This is a genomic window from Megasphaera elsdenii DSM 20460 (assembly GCF_003010495.1).
GTDB classification, from domain to species: Bacteria; Bacillota; Negativicutes; order Veillonellales; family Megasphaeraceae; genus Megasphaera; species Megasphaera elsdenii.
Map to the genome: position 1 here is coordinate 954,022 of NZ_CP027570.1, position 21,850 is coordinate 975,871.

Annotated in this window: 17 protein-coding genes and 1 rRNA gene; 8 read left to right on the forward strand and 10 right to left on the reverse strand. The window is 54.9% G+C overall.

The window, feature by feature from the left end; translation table 11 throughout:
- Positions 1-152 precede the first annotated feature (152 nt).
- A 5S ribosomal RNA gene (gene rrf, locus C6362_RS04480) occupies positions 153-269 on the forward strand.
- Between the two features lie 507 nt (positions 270-776).
- On the opposite strand, the gene C6362_RS04485 is transcribed toward rrf, so the two are convergent.
- The 4 genes from C6362_RS04485 to C6362_RS04500 all read right to left on the reverse strand — a co-directional run bounded on the left by C6362_RS04485 (position 777) and on the right by C6362_RS04500 (position 3,686).
- The gene (locus C6362_RS04485) at positions 777-1,691 is read right to left on the reverse strand and encodes an IS3 family transposase (protein ID WP_014015019.1); all 915 of its coding nucleotides are present in this window, start codon (positions 1,689-1,691) and stop codon (positions 777-779) included.
- Positions 1,688-1,969, reverse strand: a complete 282-nt coding sequence (locus tag C6362_RS04490; protein ID WP_014015018.1) for a transposase — start codon at positions 1,967-1,969, stop codon at positions 1,688-1,690. The genes C6362_RS04485 and C6362_RS04490 overlap by 4 nt, the downstream gene beginning before the upstream one ends.
- A gap of 380 nt (positions 1,970-2,349) precedes the next feature.
- Positions 2,350-2,745: a hypothetical protein gene (locus C6362_RS04495; RefSeq protein ID WP_014015559.1), complete on the reverse strand. Its 396-nt coding sequence runs from the start codon at positions 2,743-2,745 to the stop codon at positions 2,350-2,352.
- 56 nt (positions 2,746-2,801) lie between these two features.
- Positions 2,802-3,686, reverse strand: coding sequence for a DMT family transporter (locus C6362_RS04500; RefSeq protein ID WP_014015560.1), 885 nt, complete (start codon positions 3,684-3,686; stop codon positions 2,802-2,804).
- Between the two features lie 110 nt (positions 3,687-3,796).
- Here C6362_RS04500 and C6362_RS04505 point away from each other — a divergent pair, with 110 nt between their 5' ends.
- The gene (locus tag C6362_RS04505) at positions 3,797-4,687 is read left to right on the forward strand and encodes a LysR family transcriptional regulator (RefSeq protein ID WP_014015561.1); all 891 of its coding nucleotides are present in this window, start codon (positions 3,797-3,799) and stop codon (positions 4,685-4,687) included.
- On the opposite strand, the gene C6362_RS04510 is transcribed toward C6362_RS04505, so the two are convergent.
- The 6 genes from C6362_RS04510 to C6362_RS04535 all read right to left on the reverse strand — a co-directional run bounded on the left by C6362_RS04510 (position 4,653) and on the right by C6362_RS04535 (position 11,817).
- A complete protein-coding gene (locus tag C6362_RS04510) occupies positions 4,653-6,014 on the reverse strand; it encodes a uracil-xanthine permease family protein (RefSeq protein ID WP_041647413.1) in 1,362 nt (453 codons plus the stop codon). The two genes, C6362_RS04505 and C6362_RS04510, sit on opposite strands and share 35 nt — an antisense overlap.
- Positions 6,015-6,038: 24 nt before the next feature.
- Positions 6,039-6,989 carry a carbamate kinase gene (gene arcC, locus C6362_RS04515; RefSeq protein WP_014015563.1) on the reverse strand — a complete coding sequence of 317 codons (951 nt, stop codon included), beginning with the start codon at positions 6,987-6,989 and terminating at the stop codon, positions 6,039-6,041.
- A gap of 109 nt (positions 6,990-7,098) precedes the next feature.
- Complete coding sequence (ygeW, locus tag C6362_RS04520; RefSeq protein WP_014015564.1) at positions 7,099-8,292, reverse strand: knotted carbamoyltransferase YgeW; 1,194 nt, start codon at positions 8,290-8,292, stop codon at positions 7,099-7,101.
- Positions 8,293-8,326: 34 nt separating this feature from the next.
- Positions 8,327-9,646, reverse strand: a complete 1,320-nt coding sequence (locus C6362_RS04525) for a YgeY family selenium metabolism-linked hydrolase (RefSeq protein WP_014015565.1) — start codon at positions 9,644-9,646, stop codon at positions 8,327-8,329.
- Between the two features lie 32 nt (positions 9,647-9,678).
- Positions 9,679-10,887: a diaminopropionate ammonia-lyase gene (dpaL, locus tag C6362_RS04530; protein WP_041647094.1), complete on the reverse strand. Its 1,209-nt coding sequence runs from the start codon at positions 10,885-10,887 to the stop codon at positions 9,679-9,681.
- 291 nt (positions 10,888-11,178) lie between these two features.
- A complete protein-coding gene (locus tag C6362_RS04535) occupies positions 11,179-11,817 on the reverse strand; it encodes a helix-turn-helix transcriptional regulator (protein ID WP_014015567.1) in 639 nt (212 codons plus the stop codon).
- A gap of 342 nt (positions 11,818-12,159) precedes the next feature.
- Here C6362_RS04535 and ssnA point away from each other — a divergent pair, with 342 nt between their 5' ends.
- The 6 genes from ssnA to C6362_RS04565 all read left to right on the forward strand — a co-directional run bounded on the left by ssnA (position 12,160) and on the right by C6362_RS04565 (position 21,835).
- Positions 12,160-13,497 carry a putative aminohydrolase SsnA gene (gene ssnA / locus C6362_RS04540; protein ID WP_014015568.1) on the forward strand — a complete coding sequence of 446 codons (1,338 nt, stop codon included), beginning with the start codon at positions 12,160-12,162 and terminating at the stop codon, positions 13,495-13,497.
- 13 nt (positions 13,498-13,510) lie between these two features.
- On the forward strand, positions 13,511-16,021 hold the full coding sequence (ygfK, locus tag C6362_RS04545; protein ID WP_014015569.1) for a putative selenate reductase subunit YgfK: 2,511 nt from the start codon (positions 13,511-13,513) through the stop codon (positions 16,019-16,021).
- 17 nt (positions 16,022-16,038) lie between these two features.
- The gene (gene hydA / locus C6362_RS04550; RefSeq protein ID WP_014015570.1) at positions 16,039-17,430 is read left to right on the forward strand and encodes a dihydropyrimidinase; all 1,392 of its coding nucleotides are present in this window, start codon (positions 16,039-16,041) and stop codon (positions 17,428-17,430) included.
- 12 nt (positions 17,431-17,442) lie between these two features.
- On the forward strand, positions 17,443-20,133 hold the full coding sequence (gene xdh / locus C6362_RS04555) for a selenium-dependent xanthine dehydrogenase (protein WP_014015571.1): 2,691 nt from the start codon (positions 17,443-17,445) through the stop codon (positions 20,131-20,133).
- A gap of 140 nt (positions 20,134-20,273) precedes the next feature.
- Positions 20,274-21,119 (forward strand): selenium-dependent molybdenum cofactor biosynthesis protein YqeB, encoded by an 846-nt coding sequence (gene yqeB / locus C6362_RS04560; RefSeq protein WP_014015572.1) that lies wholly within the window; start codon positions 20,274-20,276, stop codon positions 21,117-21,119.
- On the forward strand, positions 21,119-21,835 hold the full coding sequence (locus tag C6362_RS04565; protein ID WP_014015573.1) for a formate dehydrogenase accessory sulfurtransferase FdhD: 717 nt from the start codon (positions 21,119-21,121) through the stop codon (positions 21,833-21,835). The genes yqeB and C6362_RS04565 overlap by 1 nt, the downstream gene beginning before the upstream one ends.
- Positions 21,836-21,850: the final 15 nt, after the last annotated feature.

Consider the following 21,850-nt stretch of genomic DNA (forward strand, 5'->3'; position numbering starts at 1 on the left):
TCGGAGACGAGCAGAGAGTTTGTTAAGAAAAACATTTTTATGCAGTTGTCAGGATACGATAAGCAGAGAACCAGTTTTGAAGGAGTCGGAGACGACACGCAAAACTGTGTGAATCGCTTACGTCGGACTTGTCCGACGCCTGAACAATATAATTCAGTGGCGATAGCTGCGGGGATCCACCTGTTCCCATGCCGAACACAGCAGTTAAGCCCGCAAACGCCGAAAGTACTTGGGGGGAGGCCCCCTGGGAGGATAGGAAGCCGCTGATTAAAGAAAAAAGCACTAGCTTATGCTAGTGCTTTTTTGTGATTCGTGGTTCGTGGCTCGTGGCTCGTAGGGGCCGTCCCGAAGGGCGGCCCGCTGTGATATTTGACCACAGCTCATTCGGAATGATGGTGTGCTTTTACGAACCACGAACCACGGCTTTTTTCGCGGACTCAGATGCGGCGTACCGCCGCGACAGACTCATGATTGTATTACGACCGAGTGTCATTCGTCATAAATTCCGGCTATACCCACGATTCACAATGGGACGCCTTAATCAGGACGTCCCCTACGATATCGCATACAGGCGATGGAAATGAATAGGGCTCGCAAAAAAAAATACGGCCATCGGCCTGGTGCGTAGGGGCCGTCCCGAAGGGCGGCCCGCCTGAAATGATGGTGTACACGCTATTCATGACGGGTGATGTGTGAAAAAAAGCCCCATATACCAGAATGGTCATACTGGTCCTATGTCAAGATTTCGGACAAATTAAATTGAGGTTTTTCGTTTCTTAGATTCCCAGACGCATATTATGTTTCTGGAAATCAGCATACAGCTTTTCATAGTCATCCGGTGACATGTAGTTGCAATGGCTATGAATGCGTACGGTGTTGTAAAAGGTATTGATGTATTCAAACACCAACAAGTACGCTTGCTGATAATTTTGAATCTTGAAGCGATTGAGCCATTCCCGTTTAATCAGGGAGTGGAAGGATTCGATGCAGGCATTGTCCCATGGATAGCCTTTCTTCGAATAGCTGCGGCGCATTTGGGATGTCTCCCGAATATATGCCTGCGAAACATACTGGCAGCCACGGTCCGAATGGATAACCAACAGCTGTCCGGGTTTCCGGCATTGTTTGGCTTCCTGCAGCATCTTGACGATGCCGGCGACGTCCAGATTACGGGCCAGATTCCAGGCGATGATTTTCCTGGAGAACAAATCCATAATGCTTTCCAAATAGACGAAACCTTCAGCTGTCCAGATATAGGTGATGTCGCTGCACCATACTTGATCCGGTTCTTCAGGATTGAAGCATTCCTGAAGGATATTCACCAGCGCCACGTCAAAGTCACTGTTACGGGTCGTTACGGTGTAATGCTTTACCCAGCAGGCCTGAATGCCCATTTGCCGCATGTATACGCCAACTGTGCGTTCAGAGATACTGTCCCCGTTCTGCTGCATAACTTGGGCAATCTTCGGGGCTCCGTAAATCTGCTTGGAATCGTCGTAGATAGTTTGAATCTTTTTCTTCATCTCCTTGCGGTGCTGGGCCTGTTTCGATGGTTTGCGCGCCGCCCAGTCATAATATCCTGAAGAAGAAACGTCGAGTTCAGAAAGCACTCCGGACACCGAAAAACGACGTTCTGCCTGATGGGCATTTTCGGCTTCTTCCTGGACACTGCGATAGATGGCAATGGTCATTTGTCCAGAATGCTGATAGCTTTTTTTAGGACATTCAACGCATCCTTCGCATCCCGCAGTTCACGCTGCAGACGGGCGATTTCCTTAGCTTCATCCGAAGCATAGTTGCCGGAACCACGATAAGGCATTTCGCCATTGTCCTTCAGCTGCTTTTGCCAACGGGACAAGGTTTGTGGAGCAATACCTAGATTCGTAGCACAGCCAACCAAGCCGAGTTCCCGATGTTCATGATAATATTTAACTGCGTTGATTTTGAATTCTTTGTTGAATTTTGCCATACTGAGGCCTCCTTAGTTAATCCTATTGTACCACCATTAGGAACCTCAGTTTGACTTGTCCTATTTATATGCTAACACCATACCCACGATTCACGGCGGGACGCCCTTTGGGCGTCCCCTACGATATCGCATACAGGCGATGGAAATGAATGCAGCCCACAAAAAAAATACGGCCATCGGCCTGGTGCGTAGGGGCCGTCCCGAAGGGCGGCCCGCCTGAAATGATGGTGTACACGCTATTCATGACAGGTGATGTGTGAAAAAAAGCCCCATATACCAGAATGGTCATACCCACGATTCACGGCGGGACGCCCTTTAGGCGTCCCCTACGGGTGCGGTCCGGTGGACCGCCCGCTAATGGCTTTTTTCTAAATGTTCTTTTACTGCAATTCGTATTTTTTGTTTTCCTGGTATATCATCATGAACAGCCGGTCATTTTCGTCGAACATGAGGGTCAGGTAATAGTCCGGGTATACGACGTCGGTCAAGAGGTATTCGTTACCGATGGCCTTGAGTTCATACATGAATTTGAAGGCTGGACGCAGCTTTTTCAGGGCGTCACTTTTTTTGTCGCCAATCTGCAGGCCGTAGAAAGAATGAGGGACTTTGTTATCAGAACTGATGATGAGGTCTTTTTTTTCTTGGCGACTGTAATACAGGTCCTGCCATACCGTTGCTGGCTTGGCTTGTTGTACGCCTTCTTCCTGGCCCAGTGCCAGGCCGGGAAGCCACAATAGGCCTAAGAGTCCGGCTGCGATAAGACGATTTTTTTTCATAAAGACACCTCCGCATTCAGCATAGGCCGGGCGGAGGTGTTTTGTCAAGGCAGGTGTCATCCATTTTGACAGCTATGCGTTTTGCAGCGATATTTTTCGGGAAGCTGGACGATGATGATGCCCAGGAGGATACAGATGGCTCCGGCTAATTGGACGGGCGTAAAGGTTTCGCTCAGGAAAATGACGCCCAGGACGGCGGCGATGAGCGGGTTCAGTGCTGTAAACAGGCCGGCTTTTTCGGCGCTGGTATACTTTTGGGCGACGGGCTGGAAGGTGAAGCCAAAGACGGAACAGATGAAGACCAGGGCCAGGATGGCACCCCACGTCGTCGTATCGGCAGGAACGGCCGGGCTTTCAAATAAGACCATGCCTACTGTACTGTACACGGCGAGGAATCCCATTTGCAAGATCCCCAGCAGCAATGGGTCGTACTGCCGGGCCAGGCGGGCGGTCAGGCAGATCCAAATGGCGTAGAAGACGGAACCGGTCAGGCAGATGATTTCTCCCGGTGCCAGATGGAAAACGGCGCCTTGCAGGGTAAGACAGGCGATGCCGATAAGGAGCAGGCTCGTAGCCGTCAGGACTTGCTTTCCCGGCCAATGGTGGCTGACGACGGCCATTAGGATCAGGACCCAGACGGCGGATGTATTTTCCAGGAAGGCCGCTGTCGACGAGGGAATTGTCGTCAGGCTGATGAGTTCACAGGCCATGCAGGCGAAGAGGAAGGTCCCTAAGAGGCCGGCAGCCTTCCATAGCTGGCGCGTCAACAGCGGGAGGCGGCGGTGAAAGAGCAGCAGCAGGATAAGTGTCGTCAGGGCGAAGCGGATTGCCAGTAATTCTAAAGGCGGTATCCCGTTCAGTCCGATTTTCGACAGGAGATAGGAAATGCTGCGGGAAGCGATGACGATGATGAGCAGTATTTCTGCATTTCTTTGTTTCATGAAAAAGTCCCTCCTTACTTTTTTCTTGCTTTTATGATACGATAAAAGTAGTATGGAGAGAATAGCAAAATAATATATATAGTTTTGATAAAAAGGCAAAGGTGATAGACATGAATACGGAAAAATGCAGGCTCTTGCTGCAAGTCATCCAGGCGGGCAGTTTTTCTTCAGCTGCCGAACGATTGGGATATACCCCGTCTGGCGTCATGCGGTCCATTGCATCGCTGGAAAAAGAAATCGGCTTTCCCCTGCTGGGGCGGACGGCACAAGGCATTTATCTGACCCGTGAAGGGCAGGCAGTGCTCCCTTATCTGCGCCGCCTCATCCGTGATGAAGATGCTTTGTTGCAGTACAGTGCCCAGATCCGGGGATTGACGGCCGGGGATATTTACATTGGCTCTTATTTCAGTGTAGCCGCCAACTGGCTGCCGCAGATTATACAGGCTTTCCAGCATGCCTATCCGGCAGTCCACGTCCACATCGAGGAATGCGCCAATAAAGTGATGTACGATGGATTGGAAGAAGGGCGCTTCGATTGTTGTATCACGACGTGGCGCCCTTTTTCCGGAGACTGGATTCCCTTATGTGAAGATGAAATGGTCATGTGGCTTCCGGAAAATCATCCCTTGGCACGAGCCGAGGTATACCCGTTGAAGCAGTTGTGTCATGAATCTTTTATTGAACCACTGCCGCAGCAGGATACGGATGTCGTCCGGATCCTCAAGGAAGAACATATTTCTTATGAAACGCGATATACGGCCATCGATAACTATACGACCTATCGCATGGTCGAAGCCGGCCTGGGTGTCAGTATGAACAATCGCCTCATGACGGCACAGTGGCAGGGCCGCGTGGCTATCCTTCCCATGGATCCGCCCCATACGATTACCATTGGCATTGCCATTCCCAGTCGGGATGGGGCATCACCGGCAGTCAAGAAATTCATCCATTACGTGCAACAGGGAATCAGTCAGATCCTTGAGCCGAAGGATTCTCACTAGGCGTTCCATGGCGTTTGGGCAGGATGAGGTTCAGGCTGATGGCGATTATCGAAGCGATGACGACGGGCGCTTTGCCGAAGATGGTCGTCACCCAGTCCGGGAAGAGATAAAGCGATTGCGGCGCGGCTGACAATCCCATACCCATGGCGACGGCCAGGCCGATGATGGACATGTTGCGCGGCGTTGCCCCATCGGACAGGGCCAGGCGTATACCGGTCATGGCGATGGATGCGAAGACGGAGACCGTAGCCCCGCCGAGGACAGCATAGGGGATGGTCGTCAAGAGACCGGAAAATTTAGGAACTATACCGGCGATGAGGATGATGATAGCCGCCAGGGCCAGCGTAGCCCGGTTGATGACCTTCGTCGTCGTGACGATGCCGACATTCTGGCCGAAGGTCGACGTCGGCAGGAAGCCAAAGAAAGCGCCGAGGATATTCGTCGCCCCCAGTCCCAAGATGGCACCGTGCAGTTCATCTGATGTGGGCTGACGGTTCATGGCTCCGGAAGTGGTGGCCGAGAAGTCACCGATAGCCTGGATGGAGTTGATGACGAAGAGCAGGGAAATGGCGATGCAGGCAGGCGGGTCAAATTCTAAGCCAAAGTGTAAGACTTGGGGCATTTCGAAATACCCGGCTGTCATGACGTTGTCGAATTGGACCATGCCCATGGCCAGGGCCAGAATATAGCCGGCTAGGATGCCGACGAGGATAGAAGCCAGGCGCAGCAGGCCTTTACCAAAGTTTGTGAAAAATGTCACAACAACGAGTGTAAACAAGGCGACGATCCAGTTCTTCCAGCTGCCGTAGGTCGGGCTGCCCACGCCGCCGGCCATGTAGTTGATGGCAATGGGATAAAGGGACAGGCCAATGGTAAAGACGACGGTCCCGGCTACGAGGGGCGGGAAAAAATGGCGAATACGGCGGATGGCTAAGCCGACTAAGATGGCGCAGCTTCCGCCGAATATCTGGGCGCCCAAAATGGCGGCTACACCGTACTCGCTGGCCAGGGTCTGCATGGTCGGTACGTAGGCGAAGCTGACGCCGAAAATGACTGGCAGACCGGCACCGAAATGGAGCCCTGTCCGGCGGCCAATAGGATAGAGTTGCAAGAAGGTGCCGATAGCCGCAGCAATCAGCGAAGCCTGGATGAGCAGAACCCGGTCGGGCTGGGACAGGCCGGCGGCACCGGCGACGATGATAGCCGGTGTGACGCAGCCGACAATCATGGCGACGACGTGCTGTAAGGCCAGGGGCAGGGCTTCAAAGAAATGAGGGATGCCATCCATGGAAAAGAGTGAGGCGCTCCGGCTGTTTGAAATAGGCATTTTTTCCACAATGATGCGCCTCCTTTAGGCTCGGTAAATGCGGGTCCCCGTTTTTCCGAGGATACCATCTTTGGCTTTCTGGAGCAGTGTTATCAGGGCTGTCCGGCCGGGACGGGATTCAGCGAATTTGACGGCGGACTGGACTTTGGGCAGCATCGAGCCGGGGGCAAATTCATTTTGTGCCATATATTGCCGGGCTTCGTCAGTGGTCATTTCCGACAGCCACTGTTCGTCCGGCTGACCAAAGTGGATGGCCACTTTTTCGACAGCTGTCAGGATGATGAGGTAATCGGCGTGGAGGTCTTCGGCCAGGCGTTCGCTGGCGAAATCCTTGTCGATGACGGCGCTGGCCCCTTTGAGATGGTTGCCGTGACGCATGACGGGAATACCGCCGCCGCCACAGGCGATGACCAGCTGTCCCGATTCGACGAGGGTGTCGATGGCGCCGATTTCGATGATTTCCTGGGGCAGCGGCGAAGCGACGACGCGGCGCCAGCCCCGGCCGGCGTCTTCCTTGACGATGTAGCCGTATTCTTTGGCGGCGTATTCCGCCTGTTCTTTAGTCATGAAATGGCCAATCGGTTTCGACGGATTCTTGAAAGCCGGGTCTTCCGGGTCGACGCGGACCTGGGTGACCATGGTAGCGACGGGAATGTCGAAGATGTCGCGGTTGTACATTTCTTCGCGCAGGGCATTCTGCAAGTCATAGCCGATGTAAGCCTGGCTCATGGCGACGCAGACCGACAACGGCGTGTTGGGCTGGTTCGGATCTTCCCGGCTCAGGGCGGCCATGGCGTGGTTGATCATGCCGACCTGCGGGCCGTTGCCGTGGGCGACGATGACTTCACAGCCTTCCTGGATGAGATCGACGATGGCCTTGGCTGTCGTCTTGACGGCCAGCATCTGTTCGTGCAGTGTATTTCCCAGGGCGTTGCCGCCGAGGGCGATGACGATACGTTTCTTTTTCTCGGTCATGATAATTCTCCTTTTATGTGTACAAAAGTTTTATAAATGATGAGTAAAACGCATGATAGGGGAATGAAAAAGGCACCGGTCCGGAGGACCGGCACCTTTGACGGTCAGGTTATTTCATTTTGCGCAGGATGCCGCGTTCTTCTAATGCTTTCAAGGTCTGAGCCGGATCCTGGCATTTGGCCAGCATGATCATGGCAGCGATGACATAGGGCTTGTAGCTGGCTTCCTTGTAGAGGGAATCGCGATAGCGGTCGAAGACGGAGGCTTCGACTTCGCCGTCTTCACAGCTGACGCCGTTGATGTCGGCCGGCAGGCAATGGAGGTACATGGCTTTGCCGTCTTTTGTGGTCTTCATCAATTCTTCCGTGCAGCACCAGTCTTTGTGCTGAGCGTTCTGAGCCAGCAGTTCCTGTTCCAGGGCATCGATGCCGGCCTGGTCGCCAGCAGCGTAGAGATTCGTCCGTTTTTCCATAGCCGCAAAGGGAGCCCAGCTCTTGGGATAGACGACGTCGGCGTCTTTGAAGGCGTCGGCCATGTCGTGGGTGATGCGGAAGGAGCCGCCCGATTTTTCGGCGTTCTTTTTGGCGACGTCGACGACGTCCGGCATGACTTCATAGCCTTCGGGATGAGCCAGGACGACGTTCATGCCCAGACGGGTCATGAGGCCGATGACGCCCTGCGGGACCGAGAGGGGTTTGCCATAGGACGGGGAGTAAGCCCAGGTCATGGCGATTTTCTTGCCTTTCAAGTTTTCCAGGCCGCCCATTTCATGGATGATATGGGCCGCGTCGGCCATACACTGGGTTGGATGGTCGATGTCGCACTGGAGGTTGACCAGAGTCGGCTTCTGTTCGAGGATGCCGTCTTTATAACCCTGGGTGACGGAGTCGACGACTTCTTTCTGGTACGTATGGCCCTTGCCGATGTACATATCGTCGCGGATGCCGATGACGTCGGCCATGAAGGAAATCATGTTGGCCGTTTCGCGGACCGTTTCGCCGTGAGCAATCTGGCTCTTCTTTTCGTCCAGGTCCTGGACCTGCAGGCCGAGGAGATTGCAGGCCGAGGCGAAGGAGAAGCGCGTACGCGTCGAATTGTCGCGGAAGATGGAAATGCCTAAGCCGCTTTCAAAGATTTTGGTGGAAATATTGTGTTCCCGCATGAAACGGAGGGCATCGGCCAGGACCCAGATGGCTTCCAGTTCGTTATCGGTCTTGTCCCAGGTGAGGAAAAAGTCGTTTTCATACATATCTTTGAAGTTGAGGGCGTTTAATTTATCGATGTAGTCCTGTAAGGTTTTCATAGGGTAGTCTCCTTTTAATCGTTATGGGATGTGATTATTTATCGGTGTATACAGAAGGCAGAGCGGCGTAGACGGCAGCACAAGTGACGAGGTCCTGTTTCCATGTCTTTTCGTTGGGAGCATGAGCCTGGGCTTCTGCGCCAGGGCCGAAGCCGATGACGGGGATGCCGTTGCGGCCCATGATGGAAACGCCATTGGTCGAGAAGGTCCATTTATCCGTCAAGGGACGGGCTTTGCGCATGGCTTCCGTTTCAGCGGCACCGATACGGCTGTCGCCGAAGAGGGACGTATAAGCTTCTTCCAGGGCCTTCGTGACTTTGTGGTCTTTCGGGATGACCCAGGTCGGGAAGTAACATTCGATGGGGTAGGTCAGGCCGGTGTAGCTCGGGCGGGCATATTCGTACATGCTGACTTTGACGTCATCGCCGTATTTCTGGACACTCGGCAGGGCGCGGATTTCATCGAGGCAGCTCTGCCACGTTTCGCCAGCGGTCATGCGGCGGTCGAGGGATACGGCACAGGAGTCGGCGACGGCGCAGCGGCTCGGCGAGGTGTAGAAAATCTGGGAGCATGTGACGGTACCGCGGCCGAGGAAGTTGGCTTCTTCCCATTCGGAGTTGTATTTTTTGTCGAGCATCTTGACCAGGCCTTTGATTTCCGTTGTGTCGGCGGCGTCATTTTCATTGAGGGCCCGGACGTCCTGGAGGATGTCAGCCATCTTGTAAATGGCGTTGTCACCGCGTTCGGGTGCACTGCCGTGGCAGGAAACGCCCTGGACGTCGATGCGGATTTCCATACGGCCGCGCTGGCCGCGATAGATGCCGCCGTCTGTCGGTTCCGTAGAAACGACAAATTCCGGGCGGACCTTGTCTTCGTTGATGATATACTGCCAGCAAAGGCCGTCGCAGTCTTCTTCCTGGACCGTACCCGTAACCAGGACGGTGTACTTATCGGACAAGAGGCCCAGGTCTTTCATGATGCGGGCACCGTAGACGGCGGATACGATGCCGCCGAGCTGGTCCGACGTGCCGCGGCCGCCGATTTCCGTTTCCGATTCAAAGCCTTCATAGGGATCGAAGTTCCAGTTGGCTTTGTTGCCGATGCCGACGGTATCGATATGGGCGTCGAAGCCGATGAGGGTCTTGCCGGTGCCCATGTAGCCCAGGACGTTGCCCATGGGGTCGATTTCTACTTTATCGAAATCGAGTTTGCGCATTTCTTCGGCGATGCGGTCGATGTGTTCCTTTTCGCCGCAGCTTTCGCCGGGGAATTTGACGATGTCCCGGAGGAAGCGGGTCATATCCTGTTCATAGCCTTTAGCAGCCTCTTTGATTTTTTCGTACGGTACTGTCATGAAAATCACTCCTATATCTTAATATAATGTTTTTATTTATTTAATCCTCGCCAGACGATATTCTTATACCGTTCCGGATCCGTATCGCCTTCGGTCGAGAAGACCAGGACCTGGGAGCGGTCATCGAGACCGAGCTCAGCGCGTATATCTTTACATTCGTCGGATAACATGATCGTAGCCAGCGTGCCGAAGGGAACGGCACCGGATTCACCGGATACGATGGGCGCATCGCCTTTGAGGGGCGCTGCCAGCATCCGCATGCCGCGGACCGTGATGGGGTCATCGGCAGCTACGAAGGTCGTGACGTGATTCTTGAGGATGTCCCAGGAAATCGTATTCGGTTCGCCACAGGCCAGGCCGGCCATGATGGTATCCAGGTCGCCACCGACGATGCGGGGCTTGCCGTCACCCGCTGCGGCGCCTTTGTACAGGCAGGCTGCGGCCGATGCTTCGACGACGATGAATTTCGGCGGGTTGTCTTTGTAGAGATTGGCGAAGTAGCCGACGACGGCACCGGCCAGGGAACCGACACCGGCTTGGACGAAGATGTGCGTCGGCCGTTCGACGCCCTGCGCTTTCAGCTGTTCGCCAGCTTCCATGGCCATCGTACCGTAGCCCTGCATGATCCACGAAGGGATTTCTTCGTAGCCGTCCCAGGCCGTATCCTGGACCATGACGCCGTGCGGCGTGGCAGCGGCTTCTTTAGCCGCCTGGCGGACGCAGTCGTCATAGTTGAGGTCGAGGATGTCGACGTCGGCGCCGAGCTTCTTGATGTTTTCCAGCCGCGTCTGGGTCGTGCCTTTCGGCATGTGGACGACGGCTTTCTGGCCCAGCTTCTGAGCCGCCCAGGCGACGCCGCGGCCGTGGTTGCCATCGGTGGCCGTGAAGAAGGTGGCCTGGCCAAATTCCTGGCGGAGTTTATCCGAAGTCAGGACTTCATAAGGCAGGTCCGATACGTCGCGGTGCGTTTCCTTGGCGATGTATTTGGCCATGGAATAGGAACCGCCCAGGACTTTGAAGGCGTTGAGGCCGAAGCGGTACGATTCGTCTTTGACGAAAATCGAACCTAAGCCTAAATACCGGGCCATCTGTGTGAGCTGAGTCAAGGGCGTTTCACTGTATTGCGGGAAGCTCTGGTGGAATGTCCGGGCTTTAGAGATTTCATTGAGGGACATAATCGGTAAATTTTTATCGTCTGATTTGGGCAGATGGTTCATAGCCCATTTCATATCTTTCTTCATCATCCGTACCTCCTGAGATAAACTGAAAAAAATATTTTAGTAAATCTAAAAGTTTTTGTATACCTAGAGTATAACATGACCTTGCAGATTTGCAATAGGAGAAAGCTAAAAATTTGTTAGGCACCTACACTTTTTTTGCAAGGCATGAAAGGAAGCTGTTACATTTGGGCATAGGAAAAGGGCCGCCCTTTGGGCGGCCCCTACGATGCTAGCCACGAGCCACGAGCCACGAGCCACGAGCCACAAGCCATAAGCCACAAACCACTAGCCACGAGCCACGAGCCACTAATCTCACTCTTCACTGCTGTCGATGTAGCTGTACAGGGTGTATTTGGAGATGCCGAAGTGTTTGGATATTTTGTCGCCGGCCTTGGTAATCAGCAAAGCCCCGCGGTCGTTGAGGAACTTGATGGCTTTGATCTTGTCTTCGCGCGTCATCAGGGGGACGGGTTTGCCGACCTGTCGCGTCGATTCTTCGATGAGTTCGTTCAGGAGGTCCGTGACGTTCTGAGGAATCGGGCTGACCTGTTCTTCTTTGGAAGCGACGGAGATGAGCGGCTTGATGGCATTTTCAACCATCATCAATTCCGTAATGTCGTAGTTGATGGAGAAGATGCCGATGACTTTTTGATTTTCATTGCGGATATAGATGGTCGTCGATTTGAGGATGCGGCCGTCTTTAGTCTTGGTCAGGTAACTCGTATGGTCCTGGAGTTTGTCGGGCTCGCTGCGCAGGGCATCGAGGACGGCCATGGACGGGCCATCGCCGACTTTGCGGTTGGTGACGTGGCCGTTTTCAATGGCTACAATGGAATTTTCTTTGTAATTATCGCTCAGGTCATGGATGACGACTTCACAGTTCGGGCCGAATTGGTCAGCCAGGCCTTTGGCCAAATGGCGTAAGAAGTTCAGTACAACATCATCTAACATAGGGGCACCCCTCTCTTATAAAACAACGATTCTCTTAACTTGCGTACCGTCAAAACAGTTTATTAGCTCGCCTGCTAAAAAATTTTTAGGTACTGTTAATATATCATATTTTCGCGATAAATCAACGGTTTCAAGCCAAAAAAGGTATGTCGAAAAAACATCTTTCCCGTCGAGTTATAACAAAAAGATAATAAAAAATTTTTAGGCTAAAAAAAAATTGACAGGTCGGTCGGAAGAAGGTACTATTAAGATAGATACGGGAATGACAAAAATATCATGAACAAAACGCAAGAACTTATAACGGATTATGGTTTATACATATGTTCGAAGGAGGTAATTCATATGTTAATCGTCGGAAATGGACACGTTATCACGCGTGATGCCAAGAATCAATATGTTCCCGATGGCGCCGTAGCCATGGACGGGATGAAGATCTGCCGCGTCGGCCAGACCGCCGAAATACGCAGGGCTTTCCCCGATGCGGACTTCATCGATGCCAAAGGCGGCGTCATCATGCCGGCTTTCATCAATACCCATGAACACATTTACAGTGCCATGGCCCGGGGCCTGAATATCAACGGCTATGCGCCTAAGGGCTTCCTGGACATCCTCGACGGGTTGTGGTGGAACATCGACCGCCACTTGACCAATGACCTGACCTACCTGAGTGCCATGGAAACGTATGTCGAATGTATCAAGAACGGCGTGACGACGGTCTTCGACCACCATGCCAGCTTTGGTGAAATCAAGGACAGCCTCTTTGCCATCGGCCAGGCCGCACAGGAACTGGGCGTCCGCTCTTGCCTCTGTTATGAAGTTTCTGACCGCGACGGCCAGGATAAAGCCCGGCAGGCCGTCCTGGAAAATGAAGCCTGGATCCGCCACGCCCAAGCCGATACGACGGACATGCTCGCCGGCATGATGGGTATGCATGCCCAGTTCACGATCAGCGACGAAACGATGGCCCTGGCAGCGGAACATAAACCGGATGGTGTGGGATATCATATCCACGTCGCCGAAGGCATCGAAGATTTGCAGGATTGCCTGAAAAAGCACGGCAAGCGCATCATCGACCGCCTCTATGACTGGAATATCCTGGGCCCGAAGACGCTGCTCGGCCACTGCATCCACGTCAATCCGCATGAAATGGACCTCATCAAGGAAACGGACACGATGGTCGTCCACAATCCGGAATCGAATATGGGCAATGCCTGCGGCTGCCCGCCGACGATGGACATGGTACACCGCGGCATACTGACCGGCCTGGGGACCGATGGCTATACGCACGACATGATCGAGTCCTATAAAGTCGCCAACATTCTCCACAAACATCACCTCTGCGACGCTACGGCCGCCTGGACGGAAGTCCCGCAGATGTTGTTCTATAACAATGCGGTCATTGCCAACCGCTATTTCAAAGCGCCCTTAGGCGTACTGGCTGAAGGGGCGGCAGCCGACGTCATCGTCATGGATTACATCGCGCCGACGCCGATGAATGAAGAAAATATCAACGGCCACATCTTGTTTGGCATGAACGGCCACGACGTCGTCACGACCATTGCCAACGGTAAAGTCCTCATGGAAAACCGCCAGCTCACCGGTGTCGACGAAGAAGCCCTGATGGCTAAGATCCGCGAAGGCGCTGCTACCCTGGCCGGACGCATTAATGGCTATTTATAAGGAGGAATCTATCATGAGTGATCGCATGACATCTATTCCCTTTGGAAAATTAATGAACTGGGTCCTGACAGAAGCGCCGACAGGGACGATTTTCGGCGTCCACCATCACGTACAAGCCGACCCGGAACGGACTTATCATATCTTTGACCGTCCTTTGGAAATGCCCTTTGGCCCGGCTGCCGGCCCGCACACCCAGCTGGCCCAGAATATCGCTGCCGGCTATGTGGCCGGTGCCCGTTTCTTCGAACTGAAGACGGTCCAGAAAATCGACGGTGAAGACCTGCCCGTCCCCAAGCCGTGCATCAAAGCCGACGATGAATGTTATAACGTCGAATGGTCGACGGAGCTGACCGTACCGAAGGCCCTGGAAGAATATATCAAGGCCTGGTTCCTGGTCCACGTCATGGCCGTCGAATACGGCTTAGGGAGTCCGGACGGGATGCAGTTCAATATGTCCGTCGGCTACGACCTGGCCGGTATCCAGACGGCGAAGATCGATTCGTTCATCGAAAATCTGAAAGATGCGTCCCATACGGCTGCCTTTGCCGACTGCAAGGCTTGGCTCCTGGCCCATCTGGACCGCTTCCAGAAGCTCCGCCGCGAAGACGTCGAAGCCATTCCGGCAGCTATCTGCAATTCTGTCACCGTCTCGACCATGCATGGCTGTCCGCCCGATGAAATCGAACGGATCGCCCGCTATTTACTGAAGGAAAAACACCTCAATACTTTCGTCAAATGCAATCCGACCTTACTGGGGTATGACTTCGTCCGCCACTGCATGGATGACCTTGGCTACGGCCATATGGTCTTTGACGACAGCCATTTCAAGGCCGACTTGCAGTATGAAGACGCCGTGCCCATGCTCAAGCGCCTACAGGAAGCCGGCCGGGCGGAAGGCCTGGTATTTGGCGTAAAATTGACCAATACCTTCCCCGTCGACATTACGCGCCATGAATTGCCGGGGACGGAAATGTATATGTCCGGCAAGCCCCTGTTCTTCCTGGCCATGAACGTGGCCAAGAAACTGAGCGAAGCCTTTGGCGGGACCCTGCCGATTTCCTATAGCGGCGGTGCCGATGCCCACAATATCGGCGATATCGTCCAGACGGGTATCTGGCCGGTCACGGTGGCGACGACGCTGCTCAAACCGGGCGGCTATGAACGCTTTGCCCAGCTGGCCCAGTGTTTTGAAGGAAAGATGGGTCAGTCGTTTACTCGTGTAAACGTCGATGCCCTGGATGCCTTATTGACCAAGGCGAAAGGCGATGCCCACTATGCCCGCCTGGATCCCAAGGCCCAGCAGCGCAAGAACGACCAGGCTCTGCCCATGATGGACTGCTTCATGGCTCCGTGCAGCCAGACCTGCCCTATCCATCAGGATATCCCGGCTTATATGGACCTCGTCGCAGCCGGGAAATATGACCAGGCGCTGCAGATCATCCTGGAAAAGAACCCCCTGCCCTTTACGACGGGGACCGTCTGCTACCATACCTGCATGAACAGCTGTACGCGCAATTTCTGCGATGACCCTGTCGAAATCCGGCGCAATAAACTGATTGCCGCTGAAAAGGGCTATGCCAGCGTCATGACGACCTTGCAGGCTACGTCGCCTAATGGGAAGAAAGCTGCCGTCATCGGTGCCGGCCCTGCCGGACTGTCGGCTGCCTATTTCTTGGCTCGCGGCGGTTTCGATGTGACTGTCTTCGATAAGAACGATGAACCTGGCGGTCTGGTGCGGACCTTCTTATGTGAAAAAAAAGGCCAGATTTCGCCGGAAGCCATCGATCGCGATGTGGCTCTCATCGAAAAGATGGGCGTTCACCTCGTCGTCGGCAAGGCGATTGCCTCGCTCGATGAACTGCAGGGTTATGATGTAATCTTGGCAGCCTGCGGCGTCAAAGGGAAAATTGGGGATACCTTGGCCAGCACTATCGACGGGCTGACGATCATCGGCGACGGCCATTACGGTAAGACCACGTCTGTCGTAGAATGCATCGCCGACGGCCAAAAGGCAGCTGAAGCTATCTTGGGACAGATGACCAGTGTCGATACCCTGATTCCAGCCGATGTAAACGACGTTTACTCTCGCCGAGGCGTCCTGGAAGCGGCGCCGGTAACGGGCTGTGACGGCCGTTGCCTCCATTGCGACAGCGTCTGTGAAGCCTGTGTGGAAGTCTGCCCGAACCGGGCCAATGTGGCTATTGCCGTACCGGGCCATATGCAGGCCCAGATTCTCCATGTCGACTATATGTGCAATGAATGTGGCAACTGCCGGACTTTCTGTCCCTGGGGCGGTGCGCCGTATAAAGATAAATTCACCCTCTTTGCCAACGAAGAGGACCTGGAACACAGTGATAATCAGGGCTTTGTCGTCATCGACAAGGTCAGCGGCTTCTGCAAGGTCCGCCTGGATGGGGAAATCCGGTCGACGACCTTAGGGACGGCTGATGAAGCCATCCCAGAAGATATCCGGACCTTTATGGAAACGGTCTGCCGCGATTACGGCTATTTGCTGATTGAATAGAGAAAGAAGGGGAAACCATGGATTACGTCATCAAAAACGGGACGGTCTGCCTGGAAGGGGAACATTTCCGGGCTGACGTCACCGTCAGGGAGGGAAAGATCCAGGCCCTGGGAAAGGCTGTCCACAATGGCCATGAAAAAGTCATCGACGCCGATGGCCTCTATGTCTGCCCTGGCGGCATCGATGCTCATACCCATATGGACCTGCAGCAATCGCCGAAGTATCGCGCCTGTGATGACTTTTACAGCGGCGGCGTTGCGGCGGCCTGCGGCGGCACGACGACCATCCTGGACCATATGGCCTTTGGGCCGGCCGGCTGTTCCCTGCGCTATCCTTTTGAACAGTATAAAAAATTGGCGGCACCCTGTCCGGTCGACTATAGCTTCCATGGCGTCATCCAGCACGTCGATGATCAGGTCCTGCGAGAATTGGGCCAGCTCATCGACGAAGGGTTTCCCAGCTTCAAGGCCTATACGACGTATGGCTATCCTGTCGGTGAAAGAGAATTGATGCAGCTCCTGCCGGTCATCAAGAAGCATGGCGGACTGCTTACGGTCCATGCCGAAAGCGACGGCATTACCAACGCCTTGCGGGATTCCCTGGGGCCACAGGATTTGCAGCCTATCGGACAGGCCAGGACGCGGCCTAACGCAGCCGAAGCCTCAGCCGTTGCCAATGTCCTGGCAGCGGCCCGGGCTTGCGGCGATGCACCGGTCTATATCGTCCACACGTCGGCCCATGAGAGCCTGGACCAGATACGCCTGGCCCGGCGCCAGGGCCAGCGCCACATATACAGTGAAACGTGTCCGCAATACTTATTGCTGACAGAAGATAAATTCCGCCAGGGCGGCCCCCTGGAAGGCATCAAATATATGCTGGCACCGCCGCTGCGGAAAGAAGAAGACAACCGGGCCTTATGGCAGGCCCTGGCAGAGGGGACCGTACAGACGGTGGCGACGGACCACTGTCCCTTTACGATAGCTGAAAAACAGGAGAATGTCAGTGATTTCCGCCAGTGTCCCGGCGGTGTATCCGGCGTCGAAGAACGGGTGCCCTTGTTGTTCAGCGAAGGCGTCCTGAAAGGGAGGCTGACCCTGGAACGGTTCGTCCAAGTCACCAGTGCCAATGTGGCGAAAATTTTTGGCCTGTACCCGCGCAAAGGGACGCTGCTGCCCGGCAGCGATGCCGACCTCGTCCTCATCGACCCGAAAGGTGAACGGACCTTTGCCAAAGAGAACCTGCACACGACCTGCGGCTATTCGCCATATGAAGGCATGACCGTCCGGGCAACGATCCGGCTGACTATGCTTCGCGGTGAAATCATTGCAAAAGACAACCAATTCTGTGGAAAACGCGGCTATGGAACCCTGTTGCATCGGTCCGCGATGAAAGATAATCTTGATCATTAGGAAGGTGGCATTATGAGTGAATTATGTAAACTATGGGTAAACAACCGTGAAATAGAGGCAGATGGGGACCGGAAACTCATCGACGTCCTGCGCAACGACCTGCGCCTGAAATCCGTCAAGGATGGTTGCAGTGAAGGGGCTTGCGGGACTTGTACCGTCGTCATCGACGGCAAGGCGACCAAGACCTGTGTCCAGAAGGTCAGCCGCATGACTGGTAAACACGTGTTGACTGTCGAAGGCCTGTCCCAGCGGGAAAAGGATGTCTTCGTCTATGCTTTTGGCGAAGCCGGCGCCGTCCAGTGCGGCTTCTGCATCCCCGGCATGGTCATGTGCGGCAAGGCCCTCATCGACGCCAACCCGGTGCCGTCGCGGCTGGAAATCGCCGCCGCCATCCGCAACAATATCTGCCGCTGTACGGGCTATAAGAAAATCATCGACGCCATCGCCATGGCAGCGGACTTGCTGCGCACAGGCCAGGCAATCCCGGTCCGCGGCGGCTACCGCGGTGTCGGCGATCCTTGCCAGCGCATCAACGTCAAAGCCAAGGTCCTGGGTATCGGCAAGTATACGGATGACCTGGATGCCGTCGACCTGCCCGGCATGTGTTATGGCAGTGCCATCCGCAGTGCCTATCCGCGGGCTGTCGTCAAGGCCATCCATGCGGAAAAGGCCAAGGCCCTGCCCGGTGTCGTCTGTGTCCTGACGGCCGATGACATTCCGGGTTCTGTCAAAGTCGGCCACTTGAAGGCCGATTGGGATACGCTCATCCCTGTGGGCTCGACGACGCACTTCCTGGGCGACGCCATTGCCCTGGTGGCTGCGGAAACGCCGGAAATACTGGAACAGGCCAAGAAGCTCGTCGACATCGAATATGAAGAACTGCCGCCCCTGACCTGTGCTGCTGACGCTTTGAAAGAAGGGGCTCCGCTGGTCCATCCGTCGGCCGGTACGAATATCCTGGCCCATGAACACCTGGTCCGCGGCGATGCCGACGCTGTCATTGCGGCCTCGAAATATAAAGTGACGCATCACTTTGAGACGCCGTGGACGGAACACGCCTTCCTGGAACCGGAATGTGCCGTCGCCATGCCTTTTGATGATGGCGTCTTCATCTATTCGTCGGATCAGGGCATTTACGATACGCGCCGGGAAACGGCCCTTATGCTGGGCCTGCCGGAAGATAAAGTCATCGTCGAAAACTGCTTCGTCGGCGGCGGCTTCGGTGGCCGGGAAGATGTGACAGTCCAGCATTTGGCAGCTCTCGTCGCCTATGTGTGTAAACGGATATGTAAAGTGAAGTTGACACGGCAGGAGAGCATCCTCATCCATCCCAAACGCCATCAGTTCAGTATGGACCTGACGACGGCGTGTGATGAAAAGGGGAAGCTGACGGCCATGAAACTCGTCGCCGTCACCGATAACGGGGCTTATGCTTCCTTGGGTGGCCCTGTTCTACAGCGCGCTTGTACTCATGCCGCTGGGCCGTATAATTACCAGACCATCGATATCGACGGCAAAGCTGTTTATACCAACAATCCGCCAGCCGGGGCTTTCCGCGGCTTTGGCGTCACTCAGACTATTTTTGCGACGGAATTAAACTTGAATAAACTGGCGGAACTCGTCGGCATCGACCCCTGGGAAATCCGCTACCGCAATGCCATCCGGCCGGGCCAGGTTTTGCCCAATGGCCAGATTGCCGATCCGTCGACAGGCTTAGCCGAAACACTGGACGCCGTCAAAGATGTATATTATCACAGCGGTCCCTATGTCGGCATCGCCTGTGCCCTGAAGAACTCCGGCGTCGGCGTCGGCCTGCCCGACTATGGCCGCTGCCGCCTGGTCATCAAGGACGATATGGTCCACATCTATTCATCGGCTTCCTGTATCGGCCAAGGCGTTGGCACGGTCCTGGTTCAGATGGTATCCCAGGCAGCTGGCCTTCCCATTGAAGATATCAAATGGCATATGCCAAATACGGCGACGGCTCCCGATGCCGGCACGACGTCGGGATCGCGGCAGACGACACTGACCGGGGAAGCTGCCCGGCGGGCCGCCGTCCAGCTGCGGCGCGACCTCTTTGCCGCCAAGGGTCTGCCTTACGAAGAAACGAGTCATGCCAGTGATTACCTGGAAGGCGTAACGGTAGAAAAAGAATCGCCGGCGACGGCAGCCGTCCGCTTCAGCCGGAGCGACCTGGATGTCCTCAACGGCCGGGAATACGTCGGCGAATACCTGGGCAAGACCGACAAGATGGGCGCTGACGTCCCCCATCCCGTATCGCATGTCGCCTACGGCTACGCCACCCATGTCTGCATCCTCAACGAAGACGGAACCATCCGCAAGATGGTCGCCGCTCACGACGTGGGCCGCGTCGTTAACCGTAAGAGCCTGGAAGGCCAGATTGAAGGTGGCACCATTATGGGTTGCGGCTATGCCCTGACGGAACAATATCCCCTGGACCACTGCAAACCGACGGCGAAATTCGGGACACTGGGCCTGTTCCGGGCCGATAAAGCCCCGGATGTCGAAGCTATCCCCATCGAAAAAGAAGGCGTCGACGTAGCTTACGGCGCCATCGGCGTCGGCGAAATCACATCTATCCCTACCGCTCCGGCCGTAGCCGGGGCCTACTATAGATGGAATGGCCAGTTCCAGACGACATTGCCCTTAGAAGGGACGCCGTATAGCCGGAAAAAGAAATGAAAGCTGTCTTTTGTATAGGCAGTTGTACTATAATAGAGATGTTTGATGTTTGATGTTTGATGTTTGATGTTTGATATTTGATGTTTGATGTTTGATATTTGATGTTTGATGTTTGATATTTGATGTGGAAAGGTGGTCTTATGAGAGAGAAACTGGTCATTATCCGCGGCGCCGGGGATCTGGCGACGGGCGTGGCCCAGTCTTTGTATGAGGCTGGGTTCCGCCTGCTGTTGCTGGAAGTGGAGCGGCCGTCGGCTATCCGGCGTCAGGTAGCGCTCTGTGAAGCCGTCTATGATGGTACGGCCACGGTCGAGAATCTGATGTGCCGTTGCTGTCAGTCGCTGGCTGAGGTCCAGGCCGTGTGGGAGGCTGATGACATTCCCCTCATCGTGGATCCTTCGGGGACATCGATTGCGACTTTAAAGCCTTGGGCCGTCGTCGATGCCATCCTGGCTAAGAAAAATCTCGGAACGAGTCGTCAAATGGCTCCTCATACGGTTGCCTTAGGCCCGGGGTTCACGGCTGGTGTCGATGTCGATGCCGTCATTGAAACGAAACGGGGTCATCAGCTGGGGCGCATCCTCTGGCAGGGAACGGCCATTGCCAATACGGGGATACCCGGATTGATTGCCGGCTACGGCAAGGAGCGCGTCATTCACAGTCCCCGGGCTGGTTTCGTGTACGGCCTGGTCCACATCGGCGACAAAGTAAAAAAAGGACAGCCTATGGCTGTCCTGACAAAAGAAGCAATTCCTGTTGGGACGACGGCGTCGGCGTCGATGGGGGTCCCTGTCCCGGCATCGTTGACGGGGTTCGTCCGGGGCTTGATCCGCGACGGTTATTACGTGCCCCAGGGCTTCAAGATGGCCGACATCGATCCGCGGGATGATGAACGGGAAAACTGCTTCACGATTTCTGACAAGGCCCGGAACCTCGGCGGCGCCGTCCTGACGGCACTGCTCTGGATGGGCAGGGGGGATGTTTGATGGATTATGATAAGAAGGACTTGCATTTTTCGTCGTGCCGGGAATTACCCTATATCGACTATCATCAAGGTGCTGTGGAAAGAAAGCAGTCTATTGCCGTCGAAGTGATGACGCCGCTCTACCTTGACGGGCAGCGCATCAGTACCCTCGTGTCTTCGCCGGAAGATGTGGATATCCTGGCCGCCGGCTACTGCCTGGCTGAAGGGAAAGTCCCGGCTGGCCGTAAGCTGGTCCATGTCTGCCTGCACGATGAGGCTGCCTGGGTCACGACGGAAACGGGAGCCGCAGCGGTTCCCGAAAAGGCCCCCTTTGTGCCGATTACGGCGAACCGGCTCTGTTCTTATGGCGGCCTCCTGGATAGCTTGTCGACGGCCCATCATGCTTCGCACGGCGTCCACGAAGGGGCTTTGGTCCAGGGCGACGAGGTCCTCATCTATACGGAGGATATTGGCCGCCACAACGTCCTCGACCGCCTGCGGGGCTTCGTCGAGTTACAGCACATCGATGTCAGCCAGGCCGTCCTGGTCTTCAGTGGCCGCGTTCCTCAATCGGTCATCGAAAAGGTCCACGGCATGGGCGTTCGCTTCCTGGCATCGCGGGCCTTGCCGACGAGCCTGGGCGTGTCCCTGGCCAAGCAGTACGGGATTACCCTGGCCTGCGGCTTGCGGCCCGACTCTTTCAAAATATTTGCCCATCCAGAACGGGTTTTGCTATAGTTTTTGATTTCATTT

Bases quoted from the DNA above. Each gene is read 5' to 3' on its own strand.
- C6362_RS04490 (WP_014015018.1), bottom strand. From the start codon at position 1,969: ATGGCAAAATTCAACAAAGAATTCAAAATCAACGCAGTTAAATATTAT.
- yqeB (WP_014015572.1), top strand. From the start codon at position 20,274: ATGAGAGAGAAACTGGTCATTATCCGCGGCGCCGGGGATCTGGCGACG.
- C6362_RS04565 (WP_014015573.1), top strand. From the start codon at position 21,119: ATGGATTATGATAAGAAGGACTTGCATTTTTCGTCGTGCCGGGAATTA.
- C6362_RS04485 (WP_014015019.1), bottom strand. From the start codon at position 1,691: ATGACCATTGCCATCTATCGCAGTGTCCAGGAAGAAGCCGAAAATGCC.
- C6362_RS04495 (WP_014015559.1), bottom strand. From the start codon at position 2,745: ATGAAAAAAAATCGTCTTATCGCAGCCGGACTCTTAGGCCTATTGTGG.
- ssnA (WP_014015568.1), top strand. From the start codon at position 12,160: ATGTTAATCGTCGGAAATGGACACGTTATCACGCGTGATGCCAAGAAT.
- hydA (WP_014015570.1), top strand. From the start codon at position 16,039: ATGGATTACGTCATCAAAAACGGGACGGTCTGCCTGGAAGGGGAACAT.
- dpaL (WP_041647094.1), bottom strand. From the start codon at position 10,887: ATGAAGAAAGATATGAAATGGGCTATGAACCATCTGCCCAAATCAGAC.
- xdh (WP_014015571.1), top strand. From the start codon at position 17,443: ATGAGTGAATTATGTAAACTATGGGTAAACAACCGTGAAATAGAGGCA.
- C6362_RS04525 (WP_014015565.1), bottom strand. From the start codon at position 9,646: ATGACAGTACCGTACGAAAAAATCAAAGAGGCTGCTAAAGGCTATGAA.
- C6362_RS04510 (WP_041647413.1), bottom strand. From the start codon at position 6,014: ATGCCTATTTCAAACAGCCGGAGCGCCTCACTCTTTTCCATGGATGGC.
- C6362_RS04535 (WP_014015567.1), bottom strand. From the start codon at position 11,817: ATGTTAGATGATGTTGTACTGAACTTCTTACGCCATTTGGCCAAAGGC.
- ygeW (WP_014015564.1), bottom strand. From the start codon at position 8,292: ATGAAAACCTTACAGGACTACATCGATAAATTAAACGCCCTCAACTTC.
- C6362_RS04500 (WP_014015560.1), bottom strand. From the start codon at position 3,686: ATGAAACAAAGAAATGCAGAAATACTGCTCATCATCGTCATCGCTTCC.
- ygfK (WP_014015569.1), top strand. From the start codon at position 13,511: ATGAGTGATCGCATGACATCTATTCCCTTTGGAAAATTAATGAACTGG.
- arcC (WP_014015563.1), bottom strand. From the start codon at position 6,989: ATGACCGAGAAAAAGAAACGTATCGTCATCGCCCTCGGCGGCAACGCC.
- C6362_RS04505 (WP_014015561.1), top strand. From the start codon at position 3,797: ATGAATACGGAAAAATGCAGGCTCTTGCTGCAAGTCATCCAGGCGGGC.